At 72.8% G+C, this 23,922-nt stretch carries 21 protein-coding genes; 12 read left to right on the forward strand and 9 right to left on the reverse strand.

Annotated elements, in window-relative coordinates; translation table 11 throughout:
• From L2C96_RS30335 to L2C96_RS30355, 5 genes are all read right to left on the reverse strand, one after another.
• The coding region (locus tag L2C96_RS30335) for a hypothetical protein (protein WP_237338633.1) at positions 1 to 235 on the reverse strand (235 nt) is incomplete at its 3' end.
• Between the two features lie 145 nt (positions 236 to 380).
• Complete coding sequence (locus L2C96_RS30340) at positions 381 to 761, reverse strand: VOC family protein (RefSeq protein WP_020420363.1); 381 nt, start codon at positions 759 to 761, stop codon at positions 381 to 383.
• A gap of 39 nt (positions 762 to 800) precedes the next feature.
• Positions 801 to 1,559: an enoyl-CoA hydratase/isomerase family protein gene (locus tag L2C96_RS30345; protein WP_237338634.1), complete on the reverse strand. Its 759-nt coding sequence runs from the start codon at positions 1,557 to 1,559 to the stop codon at positions 801 to 803.
• Between the two features lie 20 nt (positions 1,560 to 1,579).
• Positions 1,580 to 2,506, reverse strand: coding sequence for an ABC transporter permease (locus L2C96_RS30350; protein ID WP_020420365.1), 927 nt, complete (start codon positions 2,504 to 2,506; stop codon positions 1,580 to 1,582).
• Positions 2,503 to 5,301, reverse strand: coding sequence for an alpha/beta fold hydrolase (locus tag L2C96_RS30355; RefSeq protein WP_237338635.1), 2,799 nt, complete (start codon positions 5,299 to 5,301; stop codon positions 2,503 to 2,505). The genes L2C96_RS30350 and L2C96_RS30355 overlap by 4 nt, the downstream gene beginning before the upstream one ends.
• 297 nt (positions 5,302 to 5,598) lie before the next feature.
• On the opposite strand from L2C96_RS30355, the gene L2C96_RS30360 reads away from it, so the two are divergent.
• Together L2C96_RS30360 and L2C96_RS30365 are read left to right on the forward strand one after the other, a co-directional pair.
• Positions 5,599 to 6,591 carry a TerC family protein gene (locus tag L2C96_RS30360; protein WP_237338636.1) on the forward strand — a complete coding sequence of 331 codons (993 nt, stop codon included), beginning with the start codon at positions 5,599 to 5,601 and terminating at the stop codon, positions 6,589 to 6,591.
• 10 nt (positions 6,592 to 6,601) lie between these two features.
• The gene (locus tag L2C96_RS30365; RefSeq protein ID WP_237338637.1) at positions 6,602 to 8,530 is read left to right on the forward strand and encodes a S9 family peptidase; all 1,929 of its coding nucleotides are present in this window, start codon (positions 6,602 to 6,604) and stop codon (positions 8,528 to 8,530) included.
• A 355-nt stretch (positions 8,531 to 8,885) separates the two neighbouring features.
• Here the strand turns inward: L2C96_RS30365 and L2C96_RS30370 are convergent, their stop codons facing one another.
• Both L2C96_RS30370 and L2C96_RS30375 read right to left on the reverse strand, forming a co-directional pair.
• Positions 8,886 to 9,542 (reverse strand): RES family NAD+ phosphorylase, encoded by a 657-nt coding sequence (locus L2C96_RS30370; RefSeq protein ID WP_237338638.1) that lies wholly within the window; start codon positions 9,540 to 9,542, stop codon positions 8,886 to 8,888.
• Between the two features lie 16 nt (positions 9,543 to 9,558).
• Entirely contained in the window at positions 9,559 to 10,143 is a 585-nt protein-coding gene (locus tag L2C96_RS30375) for a MerR family transcriptional regulator (RefSeq protein WP_020420370.1), read from the reverse strand.
• 152 nt (positions 10,144 to 10,295) lie between these two features.
• Between L2C96_RS30375 and L2C96_RS30380 the strand changes: the two genes are divergently transcribed.
• From L2C96_RS30380 to L2C96_RS30390, 3 genes are read left to right on the forward strand one after another with little or no spacing between them, the layout of a single operon-like run.
• Positions 10,296 to 11,852: a sugar ABC transporter ATP-binding protein gene (locus L2C96_RS30380; RefSeq protein WP_237338639.1), complete on the forward strand. Its 1,557-nt coding sequence runs from the start codon at positions 10,296 to 10,298 to the stop codon at positions 11,850 to 11,852.
• On the forward strand, positions 11,849 to 12,874 hold the full coding sequence (locus L2C96_RS30385) for an ABC transporter permease (RefSeq protein ID WP_020420372.1): 1,026 nt from the start codon (positions 11,849 to 11,851) through the stop codon (positions 12,872 to 12,874). The genes L2C96_RS30380 and L2C96_RS30385 overlap by 4 nt, the downstream gene beginning before the upstream one ends.
• A 16-nt stretch (positions 12,875 to 12,890) precedes the next feature.
• Positions 12,891 to 13,886, forward strand: a complete 996-nt coding sequence (locus tag L2C96_RS30390; RefSeq protein WP_020420373.1) for a substrate-binding domain-containing protein — start codon at positions 12,891 to 12,893, stop codon at positions 13,884 to 13,886.
• A 69-nt stretch (positions 13,887 to 13,955) separates the two neighbouring features.
• Here L2C96_RS30390 and L2C96_RS30395 read toward each other — a convergent pair whose 3' ends face one another.
• The gene (locus L2C96_RS30395) at positions 13,956 to 14,936 is read right to left on the reverse strand and encodes a LacI family DNA-binding transcriptional regulator (RefSeq protein WP_020420374.1); all 981 of its coding nucleotides are present in this window, start codon (positions 14,934 to 14,936) and stop codon (positions 13,956 to 13,958) included.
• Positions 14,937 to 15,046: 110 nt separating this feature from the next.
• Here L2C96_RS30395 and L2C96_RS30400 point away from each other — a divergent pair, with 110 nt between their 5' ends.
• From L2C96_RS30400 to L2C96_RS30425, 6 genes are all read left to right on the forward strand, one after another.
• Positions 15,047 to 16,462, forward strand: coding sequence for an L-fucose/L-arabinose isomerase family protein (locus L2C96_RS30400; RefSeq protein WP_020420375.1), 1,416 nt, complete (start codon positions 15,047 to 15,049; stop codon positions 16,460 to 16,462).
• Positions 16,455 to 17,945 carry an FGGY-family carbohydrate kinase gene (locus L2C96_RS30405; RefSeq protein WP_237338640.1) on the forward strand — a complete coding sequence of 497 codons (1,491 nt, stop codon included), beginning with the start codon at positions 16,455 to 16,457 and terminating at the stop codon, positions 17,943 to 17,945. The genes L2C96_RS30400 and L2C96_RS30405 overlap by 8 nt, the downstream gene beginning before the upstream one ends.
• 9 nt (positions 17,946 to 17,954) lie before the next feature.
• The gene (locus L2C96_RS30410; protein ID WP_237338641.1) at positions 17,955 to 18,659 is read left to right on the forward strand and encodes an MgtC/SapB family protein; all 705 of its coding nucleotides are present in this window, start codon (positions 17,955 to 17,957) and stop codon (positions 18,657 to 18,659) included.
• Positions 18,660 to 18,804: 145 nt separating this feature from the next.
• On the forward strand, positions 18,805 to 19,299 hold the full coding sequence (locus L2C96_RS30415) for an MmpS family transport accessory protein (protein WP_237338642.1): 495 nt from the start codon (positions 18,805 to 18,807) through the stop codon (positions 19,297 to 19,299).
• A 46-nt stretch (positions 19,300 to 19,345) separates the two neighbouring features.
• Positions 19,346 to 20,092 carry an ABC transporter permease gene (locus L2C96_RS30420; RefSeq protein ID WP_237338643.1) on the forward strand — a complete coding sequence of 249 codons (747 nt, stop codon included), beginning with the start codon at positions 19,346 to 19,348 and terminating at the stop codon, positions 20,090 to 20,092.
• A 9-nt stretch (positions 20,093 to 20,101) separates the two neighbouring features.
• Positions 20,102 to 20,620, forward strand: coding sequence for a mycothiol transferase (locus L2C96_RS30425; RefSeq protein WP_237338644.1), 519 nt, complete (start codon positions 20,102 to 20,104; stop codon positions 20,618 to 20,620).
• Here the strand turns inward: L2C96_RS30425 and L2C96_RS30430 are convergent.
• Complete coding sequence (locus L2C96_RS30430; protein WP_237338645.1) at positions 20,617 to 21,195, reverse strand: hypothetical protein; 579 nt, start codon at positions 21,193 to 21,195, stop codon at positions 20,617 to 20,619. The genes L2C96_RS30425 and L2C96_RS30430 overlap by 4 nt on opposite strands.
• A gap of 338 nt (positions 21,196 to 21,533) precedes the next feature.
• Here L2C96_RS30430 and L2C96_RS30435 point away from each other — a divergent pair, with 338 nt between their 5' ends.
• Positions 21,534 to 23,720, forward strand: coding sequence for a terpene synthase family protein (locus L2C96_RS30435; RefSeq protein ID WP_237338646.1), 2,187 nt, complete (start codon positions 21,534 to 21,536; stop codon positions 23,718 to 23,720).
• The last annotated feature ends 202 nt before the right edge of the window (positions 23,721 to 23,922 follow it).

Genomic DNA, 23,922 nt, shown 5'->3' on the forward strand with positions numbered 1-23,922 from the left:
CGCAGCCGCTCGGGCCGGACCGCTGCTGCTCGCTGCTCGTGCTGCCGCAGCCGCTTGCGTCTGACCGTTGCTGCTCGCTGCTCGTGCTGCCGCAGCCGCTCGGGCCGGACCGCTGCTGCTCGCTGCTCGTGCTGCCGCAGCCGCTCGCGCCAGACCGCCGCTGCTCGCTGCTCGTGCTGCCGCAGCCGCTCGCGCCAGACCGCCGCTGCTCGCTGCTCGTGCTGTCGCTCGCCACCCCGCCGCCGCTCGTCATCCGCGCTGGGGCGCCGCTCGTCGCCGGCGCGGGCGCCGGCCGCTCGCGCGGCCGTCGGCGGAGAGTGCGGCCACCATCCGCGCCCACCGCACCGCGCGCCGAACGCCCCACCGACAAGCGCCCACGATCACTCGGCTTCCGGGGCCGGCTCCAGGATCCCGAAGATGTTCCCCTCGGTGTCCACGCAGTACGCGAGCCACCCGATCCCCGGGATCGGGCTGCGCGGCACCGCCACCTGGCCGCCCGCCTGCTCGACCCGCCGCACGGCCGCGTCGAGGTCGTCCACCTCGACGGTCAGCGGGAAGGCGTTCACCGGCGCGTCCTCGGCGGGCGCGGGGCCCTGCCGCGGCACCAGCCCGCCGTCGATGCCCGGTCCGTCGCCGGTGCTGATCAGCCAGTACGGGTTGCTGCCCCACCGCTCGAACGTCCACCCGAAGACCGTCGCGTAGAAGGTGACGGCTCGTTCCGGGTCGCTCGCGTGGATCTCGAAGTGCACCGGACGCGGCATGGCGGCCTCCGAGAGGCGGTGGGCGGGGAACCGAGAATGCTACCCGCCGAGCGTGGTCCGCACGTACTCCTCGATCGCCGCCAGCGAGGACGGGGCCGACCACACCCGCTCGACGTGCGCGTCGTCCCCGGCGCGCTGCTCGCCGATCCGCTCGTCGAACGGCCGGTGGATCTGCGCCTTCGTGTGCCGGAACGCGTCCGACGGCACCGCGGCCAGCCGCCTCGCCGTCTCGATCGCCCTCGGCAGCACCTCGTCCGGCGCGGCCAGCTCGTCCACCAGCCCGCGGGAAAGCGCTTCGCCGCCCGCGTAGGTCTCGCCGAGGAACGTCAGCCCGGGCAGCCGCTCCGTCCCGTACGCGCAGCGCAGGATCTCCAGGGCCACCAACGGGAACGGCACCCCGACGAGCAGTTCGGTGACGCCGATCCGGCCCTGCCGCTCGTTCAGGATCCGCCGGTCGCACGCCGCCGCCAGCACCGCCCCGCCGGCGATCGCGTGCCCCGTCACCGCCGCGACGACCGGTCCGGGGAACCCGAACACGGCCAGGAACGCGTCCGACAGCGCGGGCAGGAACTCCCGGAGGTAGGCCGGCCCGCCCGCGGCGACCCGCTTGAGGTCCACCCCGGCGGAGAACATCCCGTCCCGCCCGGTCAGCACCACGCCCTTCGCGCCGCCGAGCTCGGCCTCCTCCAGCCGCGCCACCAGCTCCCGGCACAGCTCGGTGTCCATCGCGTTCGCCTTGCCGTGGGCCAGTTTCAGCACGGCCACGTCGCCGGCCTTGTCCACCTCGATCGTCGTCATCGCCCCACCGTAGTGGGAAATCAGCTGGTGATGTCCTTCGTCGCGAAGCGCCGCGCGGCCAGCAGCGTGAACACGGTCGCGTAGATCACCGCGGACAGCGTCCCGGCGGCCATGTTCGTCCAGTCGATGTCGGTCGCGATCAGGTCCATCCAGCCGTACGAGTAGTGCGTCGGCAGGTAGTTGCGCAGCGTGCCCAGCGCGGTGATCTGGTCGAGGATCTGCGACAGGATCGCCGCCAGCACCGCCCCGCCGACCGCGCCCAGCGGCGCGTCGGTGAGCACCGACAACAACAGCGCCAGCCCCGCCACCCACGCCAGCTGGATCACCACGTACACGGTGGACAGCCCGATCGCGATCAGGCTCTGCCCGAACGGGATCGCGTCCCCGGTGGGGCTGACCGCGTCACCGGCCCCGTAGAAGATCAGTCCCGCCACCAGGGCCACCAGCGGCAGCAGCACCAGCGCCACCACCGACAGCAACCCGGACGCGATCGCCTTCTGCCGCAGCAGCCGGTGCCGCGGCACCGGCATGGCCAGCAGGTACTTCAGGCTCGACCAGGACGCCTCGCTCGCGATCGTGTCCCCGAAGAACAACGCGACGATCGTGGGCAGCAGGAACGTCCCGGACACGAACAGCGCCAGCACGACGAAGTTCGGCGCGCTCGCCGTCGCCAGGTCGACGAACCCGCCGGAGCGCCGGTTCGGGCTGGACTCGCCGATCTCGAACGCCACCACCAGGATGAACGGCAGCAGCACGACGAACCCGAGCACCAGCTGGGTGCGCCGCCGCCGCAGCTGGCGCCGCAGCTCGACGCCCAGCCGCAACGTCCGCCGCGCCCGGTAGCCCTCGACCGCGCCGTCCGCGCCCACCCCGGAGTGGGTGTGCGCAGCGGCGTCGGTCAGCTCGTCCAGTGCCGCGGGATCGGTGTGGACCCCGTTCTCGCTCATGACGTTTCCTCTCCCACGAGCTGGAGGAACGCGTCCTCCAGCCGTCGCCGCGGCCCGGCCTGCTCGACCGCGACCCCGGCCCGGACCAGCGCCGCGACCGCCTCGGCGCGCGGCATCCCGTCCAGGTCGGCGTGCACGAGGGTCCCTTCGACGTCCACACCGGACACGCCGGGCACCCCGCGCAGGGCGTCGGCCGCCGCCTCCGGCCGGTCGACCCGGAAGGTGGCCTCGCCGCCGGCGGCCACGATGTCGCCGACCTCGCCCGCGGCCACCAGCCGGCCGCGGTGCATCACCACGACGTGCGTGCAGGTCTGCTCGACCTCGGCCAGCAGGTGGCTGGAGACCACCACGGTCCGGCCGGTCGCGGCGTACCGCTGCAGCACCTCGCGCATCTGGTGGATCTGCGGCGGGTCGAGCCCGTTGGTCGGTTCGTCGAGCACGAGCAGCTCCGGCAGCCCGAGCATGGCCTGCGCGATCGCGAGCCGCTGCCGCATGCCCTGGCTGTAGGTGCGGACCTTGCGGTGCACGGCGTTGCCCAGCCCGGCGATCTCCAGCGCCTGCTCCAGGTGCGCCTGCTCGATCGGGCGGCCGGTCGCGTCCCAGTAGAGGCGCAGGTTCGCGGTGCCGGACAGGTGCGGCAGGAACCCGGAGCCCTCGACGAACGAGCCGATCCGCGACAGCACCGGCGCGCCGGGCGTGATCCGGTGGCCGAACACCCTGATCTCGCCGGCGGTGGGGGTGATCAGGCCCATCAGCATGCGCAGCGTCGTCGTCTTGCCGGCGCCGTTCGGCCCGAGCAGGCCGAGCACCTGGCCCGGTTCGACGCGGAAGGACAGGTCCTTCACGGCGGTGAGCCCGCCCGGGTAGGCCTTGGTCAGCCCGTCGATCACCAGCGGCACCCCGGCCAGGTCCGGGTCGGCCTGGTGCGACCGCCGCCTGCGCACCGCGGCCAGCGCGGCGACCGCCGCGGCGAGCGCGAGCGTGACGGCGATGCCGACGAGCGTCCCGACCGGCCACCCGCCGCCGACGGCGTTGCCCGGCACGACCGGCACCGCGATGGCCGGGTCGGCGAGCGAGACCCGGTACGCGGCCGGGGTCACCGGGGTCGCGTACGCCTGGTCGGTCGTCGTGACCACGAGCTGCAGGGCGTGCCCGGCCTCGACCGGCCGCACCACCCCGGGCAGCGTCACGGTCACCTCGGCGGTGCCGGACGACGGGATCGCCACCCGGACCGGGGCGATCTGGTTCGCCGGCAGCGTGCGGCTGCCGTCCGGGTTGAGGTCGTAGAGCTTGACGAACAGCACCGCCTCGCCGGTGCCGGACACCCGCAGCCGGACGGTCGACGAGCCGGTGATCAGCAGCTGCGAGTCGACGGGCGCGGTGGTGAACCGCGCGGACTGGCCGGGCGGGTCGAGGCTGAACAGTCCCGACAGCCGCGACGATCCGCTGACCAGCGCGTTCAGGCCGGGGATCCCGCTGACCGCGGCGGGCGTGCCGCCGGGCGGGTTGACGATCGTCTGCTCGTCGCCGTCGAGCTGCAGCGTCCGCCGCTGGGTCTGCGCGGGGTACTCGCCGGCGTCGACGGTGCGCACCGACGGCGAGCCCGACGCGCGCAGCGAGCCCTGCACGTCGTAGGAGAACCCGCTGAACGGGTTGCCGCCCTCGCCGGTGAGCTGGAACCACAGCCAGTCGCCGAGCTTCGCGCGCAGCTGCGGGCCCGGGCGGCCGCCGTCGTGCCCGCCGGTGTACCAGACCTGCTGCACCGTCCCGCCCGCCGCGGTGATCTGCCGCGCGGTGGCGTCGGACTGGTCGAGCCCGAACAGCGTGTCGGCCTCGCCCTGCACCAGCAGGGTCGGCGCGGTGATGTTCCCGGTGACCGCGGCGGGGGACAGGCGCTGCAGCAGGGCCGCGACCTGCGGGCTCACCTTGCCGGTCGTGGCCAGGTCGGCGTAGGCGCGGCAGATCTCGGCGGTGAACCGGCCGCACGTCGCCCCGCCGAGCTGCTGCGGCGCCTGCTGGGGGAGCGGCGCGGCGGCGGCCGAGCCGCCCCCGCCCGTGGTCCCGGCGGTCTGGGTGTCGTCGTTGGTCTCCTGGCCCGGCTCCGGCGCCTCCGCGCCCAGCCCGCCCGCGCCCGAGGGCGAGGTCCCGGCGGAGAAGAGCAGCCCGGCCCACGACCTCTTGAACACCCCGTCCGGGGAGAACGCGCCCGCCGCCGGGGTGCCCGCCGCGGGCGCCGCCGCCGCGGCCGCGTTCGGCGTGAGGCCCTGGGCCAGGTCGTTGTAGGTGATCACCGGCGTGATCGCGTCGACCCGCTTGTCCCGTCCGGCCAGCTGCAGCGCCAGCGCGCCGCCGTAGGAGGCGCCCAGCACGCCGACCCGCGGGTCGCCGGGGCCGTCCAGGCGGACCTCCGGGCGGGTGGCGAGCCAGTCGACCAGGCGGGCGGCGTCCGCGACCTCGAAGTCCGGGTCGTTGAGCCCGATCTCGCCGGTGCTGCGGCCGAAGCCGCGCGCCGAGTAGGTGAGCACCACGAACCCGCGCCGGGCCAGCTCCTGCGCGTCGCCGGCGACGCTGTTCTTGTCCCCGCCGAACCCGTGCGGCAGCAGCACCGCCGGGGCGGGCGTGCGCTCCGGCAGGTAGAGCGTGGTGTCCAGGCTGACCTTCGCCGCGGAGCCGGGCGCCGCGGGCACGTCGAGGATGGCGTCCTGCGTCGGTACCGCGGCGGGCTCGCTCGACGAGCGGGTCCAGACGAGCACGACGGCCGCCACCAGCAGGACGACGACCGCGAGGATCACCATCCGGGAACGGCGTGTGTGCGGGAGCGCGATTCGGGGCACACCGAAACCGTATGGGAGCTTTCCTGAGAACGCGTCAGCGCGGGTCCTGATCTTGGAATCCGGGTGATGAGGGTTACCTAAGGTGGTGTTCGTCCGGTTGATCAGGAAAGATGGATACGACGTGGAGGGGAGTATTCCTTCGCGGCGGTGTCGTCAGCACGGCGGTCCTTCGGGGCACCCGGCACCGTCGGCCGGATCCACCGGCGGAAGAGACCTCCGGCTAGCTGCTGCTGCGCGCTAACCGGAGGTATTGCGTAGATGAATGTCCCCGTGTGGCTGTGGGCTGCCACGGTTGCAGGCCTGCTCGTGCTGATCGCGATCGACCTCGTGATCGTCGACCGGAAGCCACATGAAGTCACCACCAAGGAAGCGGCCAAGTGGGTCGTCTTCTACATCACCTGCGCCGTGTTGTTCGGCATCGGCGTCTGGGTCCTCGCCGGGCACGACTACGGCGTCCAGTTCTTCACCGGGTACATCACCGAGTACTCGCTGTCGGTGGACAACCTGTTCATCTTCATGATCATCATGGCCTCGTTCCGGGTGCCCGCGATCCACCAGCACCGCGTGCTGCTGATCGGCATCCTGCTCGCGCTGGCCATGCGCAGCGTGTTCATCGCGGTCGGTGCGGCCCTGATCGCCCAGTTCGTGTGGGTGTTCTTCCTGTTCGGCGCGGTCCTGGTGTGGACGGCCATCAGCATGGTGCGCGGCAACGACCACGACGAGGAGTACCACGAGAACGCGGTCGTGCGGTGGATCCGCAAGGTCTACCCGGTCACCGACGACTTCCACGGCCACAAGATGACGATCAAGCGGGACGGCAAGCGCTGGCTTACGCCGATGTTCGTGGTGATCGTGGCCATCGGCAGCGCCGACCTGCTCTTCGCGGTCGACTCGATCCCGGCGATCTTCGGCATCACCCAGGAAGCCTTCCTGGTGTTCACCGCCAACGCGTTCGCGCTGATGGGGCTGCGGCAGCTGTACTTCCTGCTCGGCGGTCTGGTGAACAAGCTGGTCTACCTGTCCTACGGCCTGGCGGTCATCCTCGCCTTCATCGGCGCGAAGCTGATCCTGCACGCGCTGCACGAGTACCACGCGGTGCCGGACTGGCTGGACATCAACAACTGGCTCTCGCTGGGCGTGATCGTGGTCGTCCTGACCGTCACCACCGTCCTCAGCCTGGCCAAGGCCAAGCGGGACGAGAAGAAGAAGTCGGAGTCTCAGGCTCTTAGCGAGGCTAACGAAATCCGGTAGGTTCGGGGGCATGCGTCCCTCGGATCTCGAACTCCTCGCCGTGCCCGGCACTCCCGCGCTGCACGGCACCCTGCTGCTGACCGCGGTCACCACCCCCGACCTCGGCGGCAACACCTATCGCAGTTCGCTGTGGCGGGCCGCCCCCGACGGCGGGGCGGCCCGGCAGTGGACCCACGGCGAGCGGGACACCGATCCCGCGATCTCCCCGGACGGCCGCTGGGTGGCCTTCCTCCGCGCGGACGGCGACAAGCCGCAGCTGCACGTGATGCCCGCCGACGGCGGCGACGCCCGGCGCCTCACCGAACTGCCGCTCGGCGCCGGCGCCCCGGTGTGGGCGCCGGACTCGCGCCGCGTCGCCTTCACCGCGCGGGTGCCCGAAGCCGGCCGCTACGGTGCGCCGGACCCCGACGGCGAAGTCCTCGAACCGGCCGCGGAGGCGCCCCGCCGGATCACCCGCTACGACTACCGGCTCGACAACGTCGGCTTCCTGCGGGACCGCCCGCGGCGGCTGTTCGTCCTCGACGTCACCGACCCGGGTGAACCGGAGCCGCTGACCGACGACCAGGCCGACGTCTCCGACCCGGCGTGGCTGCCGGACGGTTCGGCCGTGCTGGTCGTCGCGCCCCGCGAGTGGGGCGCCACCGACACCGAGGAGAGCGACCTCTACCTGGTGCCTGCCGAGGGCGGCGAGCCGGTGCTCGCGGTGCGCAGTGCGGGCAGCGCCGCCAAGCCGTCGGTGACGGTCGACGGCACGATCCTCTTCTACGGCCAGGAGTACACGTGGCCGCACGTCGTGGCCCGCAACCCGGGTCTGTGGGCGGCCGAGCTGCCCGCCGACGGCGAGCCGGCGAAGCCGCGCCGCCTGACCGACGCGGAGTCCGTGTACTGCATGTCCGACGTGCCGCCCGCGCAGTTCCGCGACGAGGTCCTGGTGACCGTGCTCAACCGCGGCGCGATCGAGCTGCGGGCCGTGCCGCGCGACGCCGACCGGGCGCCGCTGGACGGCCTGAGCAGGCTGCTCGGTGACCGCGGCGCGGTGCGGTCGTTCGCGGTGGACGGGGAGCGGATCGCCGCGGTCGTGGCGCGGCCGGACAGCTCGGGTGACGTGGTGCTGCTCGACGGCCCGGACCAGTTCGTGCTCACCGACTTCTCGAAGCCGGTGCGGGAGAAGGGGATCCGCCCGGTCGAGGAGCTGACCGCCACGGCGCCGGACGGCTACCCGGTGCACGGCTGGCTGGTGCTGCCCGAGGGCGAGGGGCCGCACCCGGTGCTGCTCGTGGTGCACGGCGGCCCGTTCGCGGCCTACGACTGGGGCCTGTTCGACGAGGCGCAGGTGTACGCCGCGGCCGGGTACGCCGTGGTGATGGGCAACCCGCGCGGTTCGGCGGGCTACGGCGAGAGCCACGGGCAGGCGATCGTGCACGGACTGGGCACGGTCGACGTCGACGACGTGCTGGCGCTGCTGGACGCGGCCCTGGAGCGCGACGACCTGGACTCCTCGCGGGTCGGCGTGATGGGCGGCTCGTACGGCGGTTTCATGACGACGTGGCTGGCCGCCCACCACGGTTCGCGATTCCGCGCCGCGTGGAGCGAGCGGGCCGTCAACGCGTGGGACTCGTTCACCGGCAGCTCGGACATCGGCTGGTTCTTCACCGAGGCCTACGTCGGCGCGGACCCGGTGGTGCAGCGCGAGCGCAGCCCGCTGACCTACGCCGCGCAGATCCGGATCCCGTTCGCGGTGGTCCACTCCGAGCACGACTGGCGCTGCCCGGTGGAGCAGGCCCAGCGGCTGTTCGTGGAGCTCAAGCGCAACGGCACGGAGGTCGAGATGCTCCTCTTCCCCGGCGAGGGCCACGAACTGAGCCGGTCCGGCAAGCCGCGCCACCGGGTGCAACGCTTCGACGCGATCCTGGACTGGTGGTCGCGCCACCTGGCGTGACTCGCCGGGTTGCCGAGGCGGAGACGCCGGCCCGGATCAACGTCGAGGGCTGGCGCTCCGCCCGCGCACCCGGGACAGCTTGCGGGCCGAGCGCTTCCGCTCCCGGCCTCCCCGGCCTCGGAGCCGGCTGGGTAACGGAGCCGGCCGCACCGCGGTGCGTCCCGGACCGGTTGCCCCGGCGCGCCCCCGGCGAGGCGGCGTCGTGGCACGGCGGGCGCGGGGGTTTCCCGGCTCCGGTGCCGGCGCTCCGCAGAGCAGTAGGCGGGCTGGCGGCGGGGTCTCGCCACGCGTTGATCCAGGTGTGCCGGGAGCACCGGCGCCCGTCCCCCCCGGAAATCCGCTGTCCCCGCGCGCTTCAGTTCAGCAGCACGTAGTTCAGCTCCTCGCACACCCGGCCCAGCGGCACGTCCAGGCCGGGGTGGTCGAGCGGCAGCAGCACGTCCGGCGCCAGCGGCAGCGCCTTGCCGGCCGGTGGGTCCCACAGGCACAGCGCGGGGTGCCCGCCGTCCATCGACGAGCGGTACCACAGTCCGTCCAGCTCCGGGAAGGCCGCGCGGATCGCCCGCGCCCACGCCTGCGTGATCTTCTTCGGCCCGCTCGAAATCTCCTGCGACGCCCCGACCCGCGTCGGCCACAGGCCGGTCAGGTCGAGCAGCCTCAGCGGCCGCGACGGGCGCACCACGACCAGCCTCGGGAGCCGCGTCCTGCGGTCGACCAGCGACGTCGTCTGGAACACCTCCGCCACGCTCGTCCGCACGGTCAGCCCGAAGTACAGCACCCCGTGCCCCGGATCGGTGACGGCGCGCCCGTCCCGGCTGGGCGGCTGCGGGTCGAAGCGGCCGTGCGGCAGCGGGCCGGTGTAGCGGAACGTGTTCCACTGCTGCGGGTGGTTGCCGCCCGCGGTGAAGATCCGCACCAGCCGCCGCGTGGACGGCACGGTCACGATGTCGACGTCGGCGCGCAGGGCAGCGAGGAGCTCAGCCCGCGACGGCGGGAGTGGCAAACGGGCCATGAGATGCGGGGCGGCCTCAGAACGGGGTGCCGAGCGTGGCGGCGAGCGCGGCGACCGGCTCGGGGTCGCCCCCGGCCAGCAGCCACTGCCGCGGGGTGGCGGGCCGCCCGCCGATCTGCAGGTCGGCCTGCTCGGTGTTCATGAACGCGGCCACGACCAGCGCGGGCTGGTCGTCCGGCACGGCGGCCAGCACGGCTTCCAGCCCGGGCAGCGCGCCCCGCTCGCCGAACTGCCACGACGGCAGCCGCCAGCCGCCCTGGTCCTTCCAGCCGGTCAGGCGCCGGTCGGCCAGCTTGTGCCGGATCCGGCTCGGGTCCACGCCCAGCCGCCGTGCGGCCTCGGCGACCGTGAGGGCGGACTCGGCCAGCACCGCGTGCGCCGCCACCGACGGCGCGCGGCTGTCCGGCTCGTCGTCGCGCCGGGGCGACAGATCGAGCCCCGCCTCGGCGAGCGCGGCCCGCTGCCCCTCGGAGAAGAAGGACACCGGGTCCGGGTTCGGCGGGGCGAGGCGGCGCGCGGCGTCCTCGACCAGCGAGAGGAAATCCGCGGCGTCGATCCGGAGGCCTGCCTTGGCGAGGACGTTCTCCAGCGCGACCGTCATGAGCCTCAGCATAGCGCTCGGCGTGCGGGTTCGTGCGCCCTAGGGGAAACTGTCCGCAGAGGACACGATCTTGTCCACTCTTGACATGTGTGGCGGGTCACTCTAGGTTCGGCCGAGTAATCGATTTCTCGCAGCGTGGCGAGGGGGCCAGCATGGACGCGGAGCCACGGTCGCCCCTGGTCGAGCTGGCCGGGGTGAGCAAGTCCTACGGCGGAGTTCATGCGGTGCGTGACGTCGATTTCACTGTGTGTGCCGGAGAAGTCCACGCGCTGCTCGGGGAAAACGGCGCGGGCAAGTCCACTCTGATGAAGATCCTCTCCGGTGAGGTGGGCGGCCACCGCGGGGAAATCCGCATCGACGGCGAGCCCGTCCGGTTCGCCCGGCCCGCCGACGCGCAGCGCGCCGGGGTCGCGATGATCCACCAGGAACTCGACCTCGTCCCGGCGCTGCCGATCGCCGAGAACGTGTTCCTCGGCCGCGAGCCCCGCACCCGCTTCGGCACGATCGATCGCCGCCGGATGGTGCGTGAGACCGCGCGCCTTCTGGACCGCATCGGCGTCGCGCTCGACCCGCGCCGTCCGGTGGAGGAGCTGCGCACCGGCGAGCAGCAGCTGGTCACCATCGCGAAGGCGCTGTCGCTGGACGCCCGGATCATCGTCATGGACGAGCCGACCTCCGCGCTGTCCGCGCCGGAGATCGACCGGCTGTTCGCCGTGATCGCCGAACTGCGCCGCGCCGGCGCCGGCGTCGTCTACATCTCGCACCGCATGGACGAGATCGGCCGCGTCGCCGACCGCGCGACCGTGCTCCGCAACGGCGAGGTGGTGGCGGAGTTCGACGCGCGGGCGATGACCGCGCAGCAGGCGTCCGAGGCGATGGTCGGCAGGCCGGTCGAGTCGATGTTCCGCACCGGCGACGGCGCGGGCGCGGGGGAGGAGCTGCTGCGCGTCGAGGACCTGGTCGTGCAGTCGCGGCGCCCCGGCCGCCGTGATCCGGCCGGCATCAGCCTGCGGGTCGGGCGCGGCGAGATCGTCGGTGTCGCCGGGCTCCTCGGCGCCGGTCGCACGGAGCTGCTCGAGACGATCTACGGCGTCGGGGGACGCTGGTCCGGGCGGATCCTGCTGCGCGGCGAGGAGATCCGCCCGCGCGGCCCCCGCGGGGCGCTGCGCCTGGGCATCGCGTTCGTGCCCGAGGACCGGCGCGTCGCGGGCCTGGCGCTGGAGCACTCGGTGCTCGCCAACACGGTGCTGTCCATAGTGGACCGCATCGCGCGGGCCGGGGTGGTGCCGCGGCGGCGGGAACGCGGCGCGGCGCAGGAGATGGTCGACCGCCTCGGCGTGAAGCTCGCGTCGCTGCGGGACCCGGCAGGCTCGCTGTCCGGCGGCAACCAGCAGAAGGTCGTGCTGGGGCGCGGCCTGCTCACCGAACCCGCGCTGCTGCTGCTGGACGAGCCGACCCGCGGGGTGGACGTCGGCGCGAAGGCCGAGATCTACCGGCTCCTCGGCGAGGCGGCGAGCAGGGGCGTGGGGGTCCTGCTCGCGTCGTCGGAGCCCGCCGAGCTGATCGGCGTCTGCCACCGCGTGGTCGTGCTGCGGGACGGCCGCAGCGTGCGGGAACTGGACACAGCGAACACCACCGAAGCGGAGCTGCTGGCGTTCTCGATGGGCGAGGGGGCCGTCGAGGACCTGGTGGCGGAAGGGACGTCATGACCAAGGTGGCCGCGTTGCCCGACCTCGCCCGCCCCGGCGGCGGGCTGCTGGCGACGCTGTTCCGGTTCCAGAGCCTGTTCGGCCTGGTGCTGGTGTTCATCGCCGCGGTGGTGTACTCGCCGAGCAAGAACGGCGAGCTCGTGTTCCTGGACTCGGGCAACCTGTTCAACGTCGTGCGCTCGATGTCGGAGATCGGGATCCTCGCCGTCGGGATGACGCTGGTGATCCTCATCGGCGGCATCGACCTGTCCGTCGGGTCGGTGCTCGGCCTGGCCAGCGTCGGGGTGGCGGTCCTGCTCACCGAGAACGACCTCGGGCTGGTGCCGGCGGTGGCGCTGGTGCTCGCGATCGGGCTCGGGTTCGGGCTGCTGCAGGGGTTCGCGATCACCTCGTTCGGCATCCAGGCGTTCATCGTGACCCTGGCCGGCATGCAGATCGCGCGCGGCCTGGCGCGGATCTGGTCCGGCGGGCAGGGCGTGTCGATCACCTACGGCGAGGGGCCGGGGCAGGCGCCGGAGACGTTTTCGCTGCTGGGGGAGCGCACCTTCAACGGGCTGGTGCCGATCCCCGCGCTGATCTTCCTGGTGGTCGCCGCACTGGCGGTGGTGCTGCTGCGGGTCAGCGCGTTCTCCCGGCACATCTACGCCATCGGCGGCAACGAGAAGGCCGCGCGCCTGTCCGGCGTGCCGGTCAAGCGGGTGAAGATCATCGTGTTCGGCCTGTGCGGGCTGCTGGCGGCGCTGGCCGGGATCGTGCACGCCGGGCAGCTCAACTTTGGCGGACCCAACGACGGCGCGATGTACGAGCTGGACGCGATCGCCGCCGTGGTCATCGGCGGCACCAGCCTGATGGGCGGGCGCGGCTCGGTGGTCGGCACGGTGGCCGGCGCGCTGCTGGTCGGCGTGCTGCGCAACATCCTGGGCCTGAACAACGTGGACTCCAACGTCCAGTTGCTCGTGATCGGCCTGGTCATCGTGCTCGCCGCGGGGCTGCAGCGGCTGCGCCCGGCATCGGTTTCCTGACGAGAGGGGAAGAATCATGCGGAAGTCCCGTGGCCTGGCGGCGGTGGGCGCGTGCCTGCTGCTCGCGGCCTGCGGCACCACGAACGAGAACTCGGGCAGCGGCGGCGGCGCGCAGGGTGCGCCGGAGCGCTGCGGCGCCGACGGGCAGTACACGATCGGGATGAGCCAGGCCAACGTCGCCGAGCCGTACCGGCAGCGGATGGACGACGACATCCGCGCCGCGGCCGCGTCGGTGCCGCAGTTCACCGTCAACTTCGCCGACGCCGCGCAGGACAACTCGAAGCAGGTCGAGCAGGTCGACAACTTCATCACCCAGCAGGTCGACCTGCTCATCATCAGCCCCAACGAGGCGACGCCGCTGACCGCGCCGGTGAAACGCGCCTACGACAAGGGGATCCCGGTGCTGGTGCTGGACCGCAAGGTCGACGGCGACGCCTACACGTCGTTCATCGGCGCGGACAACGTCGACATCGGGCGGCAGGCCGGCGAGTACTTCAAGACGACGTTGCTGCCGAACGGCGGCAAGATCGGCGAGCTGCGCGGGCTGGCCGGCTCGACCCCGGCGCGGGAGCGGCACGACGGCTTCATGCAGGGCATCCAGGGGTCCAAGATCGAGATCGTGGCCGCGCAGGACGGCGACTGGCTGCGGGACAAGGGCCAGCAGCAGGCCGACGCGATCCTCAAGGCGAACCCGGACATCCAGGCGATCTACTCGCACAACGACCCGATGGGCGAGGGAGCCCGCATCGCCGCGACGAACGCCGGGCGTCCCGACCTGCCGATCACCGGGATCGACGGGTTGCCCATCGAGTCGGGCGGGCTGAAGGCCGTCGAGGCGGGCCGCCTGTCGGCGACATTCATCTACCCGACGGGCGGGCAGGAGGCGATCGCCGCGGCGAAGAGCATCCTGGTGGACTGCCGCCAGGTGCCGAAAACGCAGACGCTGCCGACGAAGCTGGTGACGAAGGACAACGCGGCGGCCACGTACGCGGAGCTGAACAGCGGGTCCTGACCGTTTCGCGCGCCGTCCCGTCGCCCCGGCGGCGGGACGGCCCCGGATCGCCGCCGGAAACGAACCCCGTCAGGCGCGGTGGCTGCTGCCCCGCTCGATGAGCTGCGCCTCCAGTGTCGTCGCGGTCGGGGGCAGCGAGCCATCGGCTATCCGGGCCAGCAGCAGCCGCGCCGCCTCCGCGCCGATCTCGTACGCCGGCTGGGCCACGACGGTCAGCGGTGGGTCGATGAGCGTCGCCCAGGGGACGTCGTCGAAGGCGACCACCCCGACGTCCCGCCCCAGCCGCAGCCCGGCCGCCCGCAGTGCCTCCAGCACGCCGATCGCCATCGCGCTGTTGGCCACCAGCAGCGCGTCGGGCGGCTCCGCCTCGGCCAGCAGCGCACGCGTCGCCGCCTCGCCGCCGGACGCCCGGTACTCGGCCCGCCGCTCGCGCCGCTTCCGCCGCCCGAGCGCGTCCCGGTACCCCGCCAGCCGGTCGTCGGCCGTGCGCACCCCCGCCGGCCCGGTCACGCACCCGACCCGCTGGTAACCGGCCGCCAGCAGGTGCTCGGCCGCCGCCCTGGCCGCGGCCCGGCTGTCGACCAGCACCTGATCACCGGTGCCCGCGCGCAGCGGCCGGTCCACCGCGACGACCGGCGTTCCGCGCCCCAGCAGCATCTCGACCCCGGCCCACTCGTCGGTCGGCGAGATCACCACCCCGGCCACCCGCTCCTGCAGCGCCACGTCGATGTAGCGGCGCTCTTTCTCGGCGCTCTCGTCGGAATTGCACAGCACCACGGAGTAACCGGCCGTCTGCGCCACGTCCTCGACGCCGCGGGCGATCGCGGTGAAGAACGGGTTCTCCACATCGGAGATGATCAGCGCCAGGACCGCGGTCTCCTGCCTGCGCAGGTTCCGCGCGAGCCCGTTGGGCTGGTAGCCCAGCTCTTCCGCGGCCGCGCGCACCCTGGCGACCAGCGCCGGATCCACTGTGGACACGCCGTTCAGCGCCCGCGACACGGTGGCCGTGGACACCCCGGCGCGCCGCGCCACATCGCTGATGGTCGCCACCGCGACCTCCCGTCTTCCTCGCCGCTCACGCGGTGGACGGGCGGCTATTGACACCGTCCGGGGTCCAGAATAGCGTCTTGAGTAATCGATTACCCGCCCTAGGAGGCAGCGTGGCCCGCATCGGCGTGATCAGCATTTCCGACGGGCGTGACCATGTGCACGCGCGCAACGCCCGGTTCATCCAGTCCAAACAGGACGAGCTCGTGCGGTCGCTGACCGCGGCGGGGCACGAGGTGGTCGCGGGCCGGGACCTGGTCGCGACCAACACGCTGGCCACGTCGGTGGCGCGCGAGGTCGCCGCCGCCGGGGTGGACGTCACGATCTTCTACTACGCGGTGTGGAGCTTCCCGCACTTCACGATGCTCGCCGCGGACGCCACGCGCAGCCCGCTGATCCTGGTCGCCAGCACCGACCCGACCGAGCCGGGTCTGGTCGGCATGCTCGCCGCGGGCGGCGCACTGGACCAGATCGGCCGCGCCCACACCCGGTTGTGGGGCGCGCCGGACGACGCGGACCTGGCCGGCCGGGTCGGCGCGCATGCGCGGGCCGCCGCCGCGGTCGCGTCGCTGCGCGGGTCCACCTTCGGCCGCTTCGGCGGCCGCCCGATGGGCATGAACACCGCGGTCGCCAACACCGACCAGTGGATGCGCCAGTTCGGCGTCGACGTCGAGGAGATCGACCAGTACGAGCTGGTGCTGCGCGCGGAGAAGGCCGACGTCGGCGAAGCGGCCAAGGCGCGCCGCTGGATCGAGGAGCACGCGGCCGGGGTCCACTACGACGGCCAGAAGCTCACGCCCGAGCTGCTGGAGCGGCAGATCCGGTCGTACCTGGCGATCCGCGACATCATCGACGAGCGCAAGCTCGACTTCTCCGGCATCAAGGGCCAGCCGGAGCTGACCGAGCACTTCGCCACGATGGACGTCACGGAGGCGTTCCTCAACGACCCCTACGACTGGAACGGCCCCAAGCCGGTGCACGTCACCGCCACCGAGGCGGACATGGACGGCGCGCTGACCATGCAGCTCATGCACAAGATCTCCGGCGACCCGGTGCTGTTCGCCGACGTCCGCCACTACCACGCCGACCGCGACATCTGGGATCTGTGCAACTCCGGCCAGCACGCCACCTGGTACGCCGCGCGCAGCGACGACCCGGCGGAGAACCTGGCGAAGGTCCACTTCTACCCGGAGGTGTTCTTCTTCCCCGCGGGCGGCGCGTCGGTCCAGCACATCGCCGCGCCCGGGCAGATGACGCTGGGACGGCTCACCCGGCAGGCGGGGGAGTACCGTCTGCAGCTGATGCTGGGCGAATTCGAGAACTACGACGACGAGACCAACGAGTCCCTGATGCGCCAGTCCACGCCGGAGTGGCCGCACGCGTGGGCGCGCCTGGACGCGCCCGCCGAGACGTTCCTGTCGCGGTTCGGGGCCAACCACATCCACGCCATCCCGGGCGACCGCCGCGCCGAGCTGCGTGCCGCGGCCGGCCTGCTGGGCGTCGACGTGCACGAGTGGTCCCGTGACTGACCTGCTGCTCGGCATCGACATCGGGACGTCCAGCTCGAAGGGCGTCCTGGTCACCCGCGACGGCGAGATCGTGGCCCGCGCGTCGCGGGCGCACGACACCTCGTGCCCGCACCCGGGCTGGGTCGAGCACGACGCGGAAACCGTGTGGTGGCAGGACTTCCTGGCGCTGACCCGGGAACTGGTGGCGGCGGCCGGCGACCGGAAGCCGGCGGCGCTGGCCGTGAGCGGCATCGGGCCGGTGCTGCTGCCCGCCGACTCCGACGGCACCCCGCTGCGGCCGGCCATCCTGTACGGCGTGGACACCCGCGCCTCCCGGGAGATCGAAGAGCTGACCGCGGAGCTCGGCGCGGAATCCATTGTGGAGCGCGCGGGCACGGCGCTGTCGTCGCAGGCGGTCGGCCCGAAGTGGCGCTGGCTCGCCCGGCACGAGCCGGAGGTGTTCCGGCGCACCCGGCTGTTCCTGATGTGCAGTTCCTACCTGGTGCACCGGCTGACCGGCGAGTACGTCCTGGACCACCACTCGGCCAGCCAGTGCGACCCGATGTACGACCTGCGCGCGGGGGACTGGGCCGCGGACTGGGCGGCGCTGTGCGCGCCCGGGGTCGAGATGCCGCGGCTGGTGTGGCCGACCGAGGTGGCCGGTGTGGTGAGCGCGGCCGCGGCAGCGGAAACCGGTCTGCCGCAGGGCCTCCCGGTCACGGCCGGGACGGTCGACGCGTGGGCCGAGGCCGCCAGCGTCGGCGTGGCCGAGCCGGGCGACACGATGGTCATGTACGGCACCACGATGTTCCTCATCCAGGTGCTGGCCGACCCGCGCCCGCACACCGGCCTGTGGACGACGTGCGGCGCCTTCCCCGGCACGTACTCGCTGGCGGCCGGGATGGCGACCTCCGGCGCGATCACCGACTGGCTGCGCCGGCTCGTCGGCGGCGACTTCGCGACCCTGGTCGACGAGGCCGCGAAGGTGCCGCCCGGCAGCCGGGGCCTGCTGATGCTGCCCTACTTCGCGGGCGAGCGCACGCCGCTGTTCGACCCGGACGCCCGCGGCGTGCTGGCGGGGCTGACCACCTCGCACGGCATCGGCGAGATCTACCGCGCCGCGCTGGAGGGCATCGCCTACGGCGTGCGGCACAACCTGGAGGCCATGCGCGACTCCGGCGGCGCGGCGGGCAGGCTGGTCGCGGTCGGCGGCGGCACCCAGGGCGGGCTGTGGACGCAGATCGTCAGCGACGTGACGGGCGCCGACCAGCAGGTGCCCGCGGAGACGATCGGCGCGGCGTTCGGCGACGCGCTGCTGGCGGCCGTCGCGATCGGCGCGGAACCGGACGTCACGCGCTGGAACCCGGTGGCGAGCACGGTTCGCCCGGATCCGGCCGCGGTGGACACCTATGACCGGTTTTATACGCGGTACCGCGAACTCTACCCCTCCACAAAGGACATAACGCACTTTCTGGCCGAGCGTCAGCGCGAGAGCGGGCACTAGCCTGGCCGGGTGTTTTCCGAACCCTCGGGCCAGGGCTGGCAGCAGGTCGGCGAACTCGTGCTCGCGCTGGTGCTGTGCTCGCTGATCGGCCTGGAACGCGAACTGAAGCAGAAGAGCGCCGGTCTGCGCACGCACACGCTGGTCGGGGTGGGCGCGGCGCTGTTCCTCCTGGTGAGCAAGTACGGCTTCACCGACGTGCTCGAACCGGGGCGGATCGTGCTGGACCCGTCGCGGGTGGCGGCACAGATCGTGTCCGGGATCGGGTTCATCGGCGGCGGGCTGATCTTCGTGCGGCGCGACGTGGTGCGCGGCCTGACCACCGCGGCGGTGGTGTGGATGAGCGTGGCGGTGGGCTGCGCGTGCGCGGCCGGGCTGCCGCTCCTGGCGGTGGTCGTCACCGCGGCGCACTTCGTGGTGGTCTACGGCTACCCGCCGCTGGTGCGGCTGCTGACGCGCCGGCGCCCCGCGACGACGACGGTCCGGCTGGCCTACCGGGACGGCGAGGGGGCGCTGCGCCGGATCCTGGAACTGGCGACCCGCTCCGGCTACTCGGTCCAGCGGGCCCTGACCAACCGCCGCGACTCCGGCGGCGTGATCGACCTGAGCATGCGGCTGCTCGGGCCGCGCGGCGTCGACGACCTGCTCGCCAGGCTGGCCGAGCAGCCCGGGATCCTCGCCGTCGAGACCGGCGCGATCGACGACACGAGCGAGTAGAAGTCGCAGGTCAGCGGGGTTGCACTACCCCGAGCGGGTGAAAAGCGGACGGTGATGTACCCGCCAGGTAACGATTGACGCTCGGCTTGCGAGGAATGGTTGACGCGCTCGGTGGAAGCGCGGTGAGCCGAGAGAAGACGACGCCATGGGTGTTGTTCCCACCGCGGGTCCCGGGCCGGGACCGCGGCGGCCGCTGGCCAGTTCGATGGCGGTGTTCGCCGCCCTCGGGGTGGTCCTGACGGTCGGCCTCACCTCGCTGCTCGTCGCCGGGCAGCGGTCCGCCGACCCGTCGGTGGGGTCGCTCAGCGGGGCCAGCGCGCCGGTCGTGGCGCCGGTCGCGCCCGTGCCGCAGGTGTCCTACGCCGTGACGTACGAGCTGACGGGCGGCGCCGGGGCGCTGAACGTGACGTACGTGGCGAAGGGCGCCGACATCGCGCAGGTCCTCGAAACGGACACCCCGTGGTCGGTGTCGATCGAGCGCACCGGGCCGCAGGGCTCGGACCAGTACTTCAGCCTGACGGCGCAGAACGCCGGCGGCGGCACCCTGACGTGCCGCATCATCGTCGACGGGGTCGTGGTGAGCGAGCGGTCCGTGTCGGCGCCGCAGGGCATGGTGCGCTGCTCCAAGTCGCTGCCCTGACCCGTCCGGGCCGCCTCCCGCGATCGCCGTGGGGCACGATCACCACGTGAACGGTGCGACCCTGCAGACCGGTCCGGTGCTGGCCGTCGTCCTCGCCGCGCTCGTCGCGGTGGGCGCCCTCGCGGTGTGGCTCGGCCGGCTCGGCCCCGGGTGGGCGGTCGCGACGGCGGCCGGTCGCGCGATCGTCCAGCTGGGCGCGGTTTCGCTGCTGATCACCGCCGTGCTCCGGTCCGGCTGGCTGACCGGGCTGTTCGTGCTGCTCATGTTCACCGTCGCCGCGGTCACCTCGGCCCGCCGCGTCGGGCTCCCGCTGCGCCGCGCGCCGTGGATCGCCGTCCCGCTGGCCGGCGGTGTCCTCCCGGTGCTCGCGCTGGTGCTCGGGTCGGGCGTGGTGCCGCTGGAGCCGATCGCGGTGGTGCCGATCGCCGGGATCGTCATCGGCGGCGCCATGAGCGCGACGTCCCAGGCCGCCCGCCGCGCCCTCGACGAGCTGGCCACACGGCACGGCGAGTACGAAGCCGCCCTCGCGCTCGGTTTCCTGCCGCGGGCGGCCGCGCTGGAGATCTGCCGTCCCAGCGCCGGGCAGGCGCTGATCCCCGCGCTCGACCAGACCCGCACGGTCGGCCTGGTGACCCTGCCCGGCGCGTACGTCGGCGTGCTGCTCGGCGGGGCCAGCCCGGTGCAGGCCGGGGTGACGCAGGTGCTGGTCCTGATCGGGCTGCTGGCCGCCGAGGCGATCGCCGTGCTCGTGGCGGTCCAGCTCGTGGCGGCGGGACTCGTCGATCGCGGTTAGCGTGGGGGCATGACTGTTGCGGACTTGGTGATCGACGGGTTCGGCCGCATCCAGGAGGTCGTGCACGAGGCCGTCGACGGGCTGACCGAGGACCAGCTGGCCGAGCGCCTCGACGAGGACGCCAACTCGATCGCGTGGCTGGTCTGGCACCTCACGCGCGTGCAGGACGACCACATCGCGGACCTGGCCGGCACGCCGCAGGTGTGGACCGAGCAGGGGTGGCACGAGCGGTTCGGGCTGCCGTTCCGGCCGTCGGCGACCGGCTATGGGCACCGCTCCAAGGACGTCGCCGCGGTGCGCGCGGAGGCCAAGCTGCTCACCGGCTACCACGACGCAGTGCACGACTCGACGGTCGCGTGGCTGGGCTCGCTGCGCGAGGACCGGCTGGACGACGTGGTCGACGAGGCGTGGGACCCGCCGGTCACCCTCGGGGTCCGGCTGGTCAGCATCCTGTCCGACGACCTCCAGCACGCCGGGCAGGCGGCGTTCATCCGCGGCGTCCTGGAGCGGCGCCAGGTGTACTGCTAGGGCGGCGGGAACTCGGCCGCGACCTCGGCGGCGTCGTCCATCGCCGCCGGGTCCGGCCGCCCGCCACCGGGAGCGGCCTCGGCGATGACGACGAGCGAGCCGTCCCGCCGCGACCCGTAGTACTGCCCGGTGAACTCGACGCCGGCGAGGCCGAGCGCGCCGGCCGCGAGGGGCTCGACGTTGCCCGTGCCGTCGGTGTCGGCGAGCTCCTTGAGCTCGGCCGCGGTGCTCGCGGTGGGCATGCGCACCCACGCGATCGACACGACGACGGTGTTGCCGCGCGTGTCGCCGATGGCGAGGAGGAGCCGGTCCAGCTTGCGGCACGGGTGCTTCCGGAAGAACTGCTGGACCTGGCCGTAGGAGTGGGAGCCGCAGGCCGTCGCGGCGTGAGCGGTCTGCCGCAGCTGACGCAGGCCGATGCGCTTCCAGGCCTCGCCGCGCTGCCCCTTGCGGGCGGCGTCCTTGCCGGCGGACTTGCCGTGGGCGGAGGTGGCGGAACCACCTGCGGTGCCACCCCCGGTCGTCAGGCCGGTCCCGCCCGCCGCGAGCGCCCCGACCGCAAGGGCAGCGACCACCGCCTTCCCGCCCTTCCGGTTGTGCCTCGGTCTGATCCGCCCCTGCGGATCCGTGATATATCCGTCCGGTGCCATGCCGGGGAATATTTGCCACACCACTCCATCGGTGGCTTCGTTTCGCGCGAAATCGCTCGAATGGCCCAGTCCCGAATTCCGGCGAGATTTCACATGCTCCCGGTATCCCCGAAAGAACCGCTGGTCGCGACTGACAAAACCGGCACTGTCCAAACAGGACAAGCAAGCAACCGAGGGTGTTCTCGCCGGTTCATCCGAACAGGACCCCGGATCGCTCACCTGGCCGTTGCCGCCACCCGATCACCGGTGGCACCGTCGAAGACATGCAGGCCTTCACTCTGCCCGAGTTCTACGTCCCCCATCCGGCCAGGATCAACCCGAACCTGGAGGGCACCCGCGCGCACAGCATGGACTGGGCGCGCCGCATGGGCATGCTCGACGCGGCCAAGCCCGGCGGAGGTGTGGTGTGGACCGAGGCGGCGCTGGCCAAGATGGACTACGCCCTCATGTGCGCCTACACGCACCCGGACTGCGAGGGTCCGGCCCTCGACCTGATCACCGACTGGTACGTCTGGGTGTTCTTCTTCGACGACCACTTCCTCGAGCAGTTCAAGTACTCCCGCGACATGGCGGGCGCGAAGGAGTACCTGGACCGCCTCGAGTTGTTCATGACCGCGCCCGGCCAGGAGCCGCCGGAGCCGGCGAACCCCGCCGAGGCCGGGCTGAAGGACCTGTGGGCACGCACGATCCCGGCGATGTCGGAGGGGTGGCGGCGGCGGTTCACGCTGAGCACCCACAACCTGATGGTCGAGTCGATGTGGGAGCTGGCGAACATCGACCTGGGCCGCATCGCCAACCCCATCGAGTACATCCAGATGCGGCGGCGGGTCGGCGGTGCGCCGTGGTCGGCGAACCTGGTCGAGTACGCCGTGCGGGCCGAGGTGCCGGACCGGCTGTCGGCGACGCGGACCATCGAGGTCCTGTCCGACACGTTCGCCGACGCCGTGCACCTGCGCAACGACCTGTTCTCCTACCAGCGCGAGGTGCAGGAGGAGGGCGAGAACTCCAATGCCGTGCTGGTGCTCGAACGGTTCCTCGGCTGTTCCACGCAGGAGGCGGCCGAGCTGGTCAACGACCTGCTGACCTCGCGCCTGCAGCAGTTCGAGGACACCGCGCTGGTCGAGGTGCCCGCGCTGCTGGCCGAGCACGCGGCCCTGCCGCACGAGCAGATCGCCGTCGGGGCGTACGTGAAGGGGCTGCAGGACTGGCAGTCCGGCGGTCACGAGTGGCACGCGCGGTCCAGCCGGTACATGAACGAGGGCGCGGCCGAGGGCGGCTCCAGCCGGCTCACCGCCGGGCCGGTCCTGCGCACCCGGAGGCAGCAGCGTGACCACGTGCCGTTCACCAAGGTCGGGCACCTGCCGCTGCCGGAGATCTACATGCCGTACGCGTTCCGTATGAGCCCGCACCTGGAGGAGGCGCGCGAGCAGAACGCGCAGTGGTGCCGGGAGATGGGTTTCTACGATTCGGTGCCGGGTGTGGAGGCCGGCGGGGTGTGGGACGAGGAGCGGCTGCGCGGGATCGACCTGGCGCACTGCGCGTCGATGATCCACGCCGACGCCGACCCGGACGAGCTGCACCTGTCCACGGCGTGGCTGGCGTGGGGCACCTATGGCGACGACTACTTCCCGGCGGTGTTCGGCGCGGGCCGCAACGTGCCCGCCGCGAAGGTGACCAACGACCGGCTGTCGCTGTTCATGCCGCTGGACGCCGGGGAGACGCCGGAGCCGCTGACCCCGCTGGAGCGCGGCCTGCAGGACCTGTGGCGGCGCACGGCGACCCCGCTGAGCGGCGACGCGCGGCGGGTGTTCCGGAAGGCGGTCGAGGACATGACCGCGAGCTGGGTGTGGGAGCTGGCCAACCAGGCGCAGAACCGCATTCCGGACCCGATCGACTACGTCGAAATGCGGCGGCGCACGTTCGGCTCGGACATGACGATGAGCCTGGCGCGGATCACGCACCTGACCGAGGTGCCGCCGGAGCTGTTCGGCACGAGGACGCTGCGTGAGCTGGAGACCGCGGCGCAGGACTACGCGTGCTTCGCCAACGACCTGTTCTCCTACCAGAAGGAGATCGAGTTCGAGGGCGAGCTGCACAACATGGTGCTGGTGGTGGAGCACTTCCTCGGCCTGGACCGGCTCGCCGCGCGGGACGTGGTGAACGACCTGATGACGGCGCGAATGCGGCAGTTCGAGCACATCCTCGCCACGGACCTGCCCCAGCTCTTCGAGGACGCCGAACTGGACCAGCCCGCCCGCGACGCGCTCCTCCGCCACGCCGACGAGCTGAAGGACTGGATGTCGGGCATCCTCGAGTGGCACCGCCAGTGCGTGCGCTACACCGAGCCGGAGCTGAAGCGCCTGACCACGCCCGCGGCGCCGGCGTTCCCCGCCGGGCTCGGCATGTCGGCCCTCCGGCTGGCCGACCGCTTCCGGGCCGCCTCGGCCTGACGCCCCGCGCGGCCCCGGGCGGGGGTGAGCGGCGGGTGGTTCAGGCCGGGGCGATCAGTTGCCGAGGGCGGCGCGGTCGCGCCTGGCGCGGCGGGGGCAGTGGCGAGCAGCCTCCGTCCGGGAGACCGTTCACGCCGAGCGGCAGCTCCCGAGCAAGATCACTCCCGGAGAAGTCACCCCTGCCGGGAATCACCCCCGCCGG

Origin of the sequence: Amycolatopsis tucumanensis (genome assembly GCF_021654135.1) — a bacterium.
Classification (GTDB): domain Bacteria; phylum Actinomycetota; class Actinomycetes; order Mycobacteriales; family Pseudonocardiaceae; genus Amycolatopsis_E; species Amycolatopsis_E tucumanensis.

Excerpts from the sequence above, each read along its gene's own strand:
- L2C96_RS30340 (WP_020420363.1), bottom strand. The coding sequence starts at position 761 with ATGCCGCGTCCGGTGCACTTCGAGATCCACGCGAGCGACCCGGAACGA.
- L2C96_RS30345 (WP_237338634.1), bottom strand. The coding sequence starts at position 1,559 with ATGACGACGATCGAGGTGGACAAGGCCGGCGACGTGGCCGTGCTGAAA.
- L2C96_RS30350 (WP_020420365.1), bottom strand. The coding sequence starts at position 2,506 with ATGAGCGAGAACGGGGTCCACACCGATCCCGCGGCACTGGACGAGCTG.
- L2C96_RS30355 (WP_237338635.1), bottom strand. The coding sequence starts at position 5,301 with ATGGTGATCCTCGCGGTCGTCGTCCTGCTGGTGGCGGCCGTCGTGCTC.
- L2C96_RS30360 (WP_237338636.1), top strand. The coding sequence starts at position 5,599 with ATGAATGTCCCCGTGTGGCTGTGGGCTGCCACGGTTGCAGGCCTGCTC.
- L2C96_RS30365 (WP_237338637.1), top strand. The coding sequence starts at position 6,602 with ATGCGTCCCTCGGATCTCGAACTCCTCGCCGTGCCCGGCACTCCCGCG.
- L2C96_RS30370 (WP_237338638.1), bottom strand. The coding sequence starts at position 9,542 with ATGGCCCGTTTGCCACTCCCGCCGTCGCGGGCTGAGCTCCTCGCTGCC.
- L2C96_RS30375 (WP_020420370.1), bottom strand. The coding sequence starts at position 10,143 with ATGACGGTCGCGCTGGAGAACGTCCTCGCCAAGGCAGGCCTCCGGATC.
- L2C96_RS30380 (WP_237338639.1), top strand. The coding sequence starts at position 10,296 with ATGGACGCGGAGCCACGGTCGCCCCTGGTCGAGCTGGCCGGGGTGAGC.
- L2C96_RS30385 (WP_020420372.1), top strand. The coding sequence starts at position 11,849 with ATGACCAAGGTGGCCGCGTTGCCCGACCTCGCCCGCCCCGGCGGCGGG.
- L2C96_RS30390 (WP_020420373.1), top strand. The coding sequence starts at position 12,891 with ATGCGGAAGTCCCGTGGCCTGGCGGCGGTGGGCGCGTGCCTGCTGCTC.
- L2C96_RS30415 (WP_237338642.1), top strand. The coding sequence starts at position 18,805 with ATGGGTGTTGTTCCCACCGCGGGTCCCGGGCCGGGACCGCGGCGGCCG.
- L2C96_RS30425 (WP_237338644.1), top strand. The coding sequence starts at position 20,102 with ATGACTGTTGCGGACTTGGTGATCGACGGGTTCGGCCGCATCCAGGAG.
- L2C96_RS30435 (WP_237338646.1), top strand. The coding sequence starts at position 21,534 with ATGCAGGCCTTCACTCTGCCCGAGTTCTACGTCCCCCATCCGGCCAGG.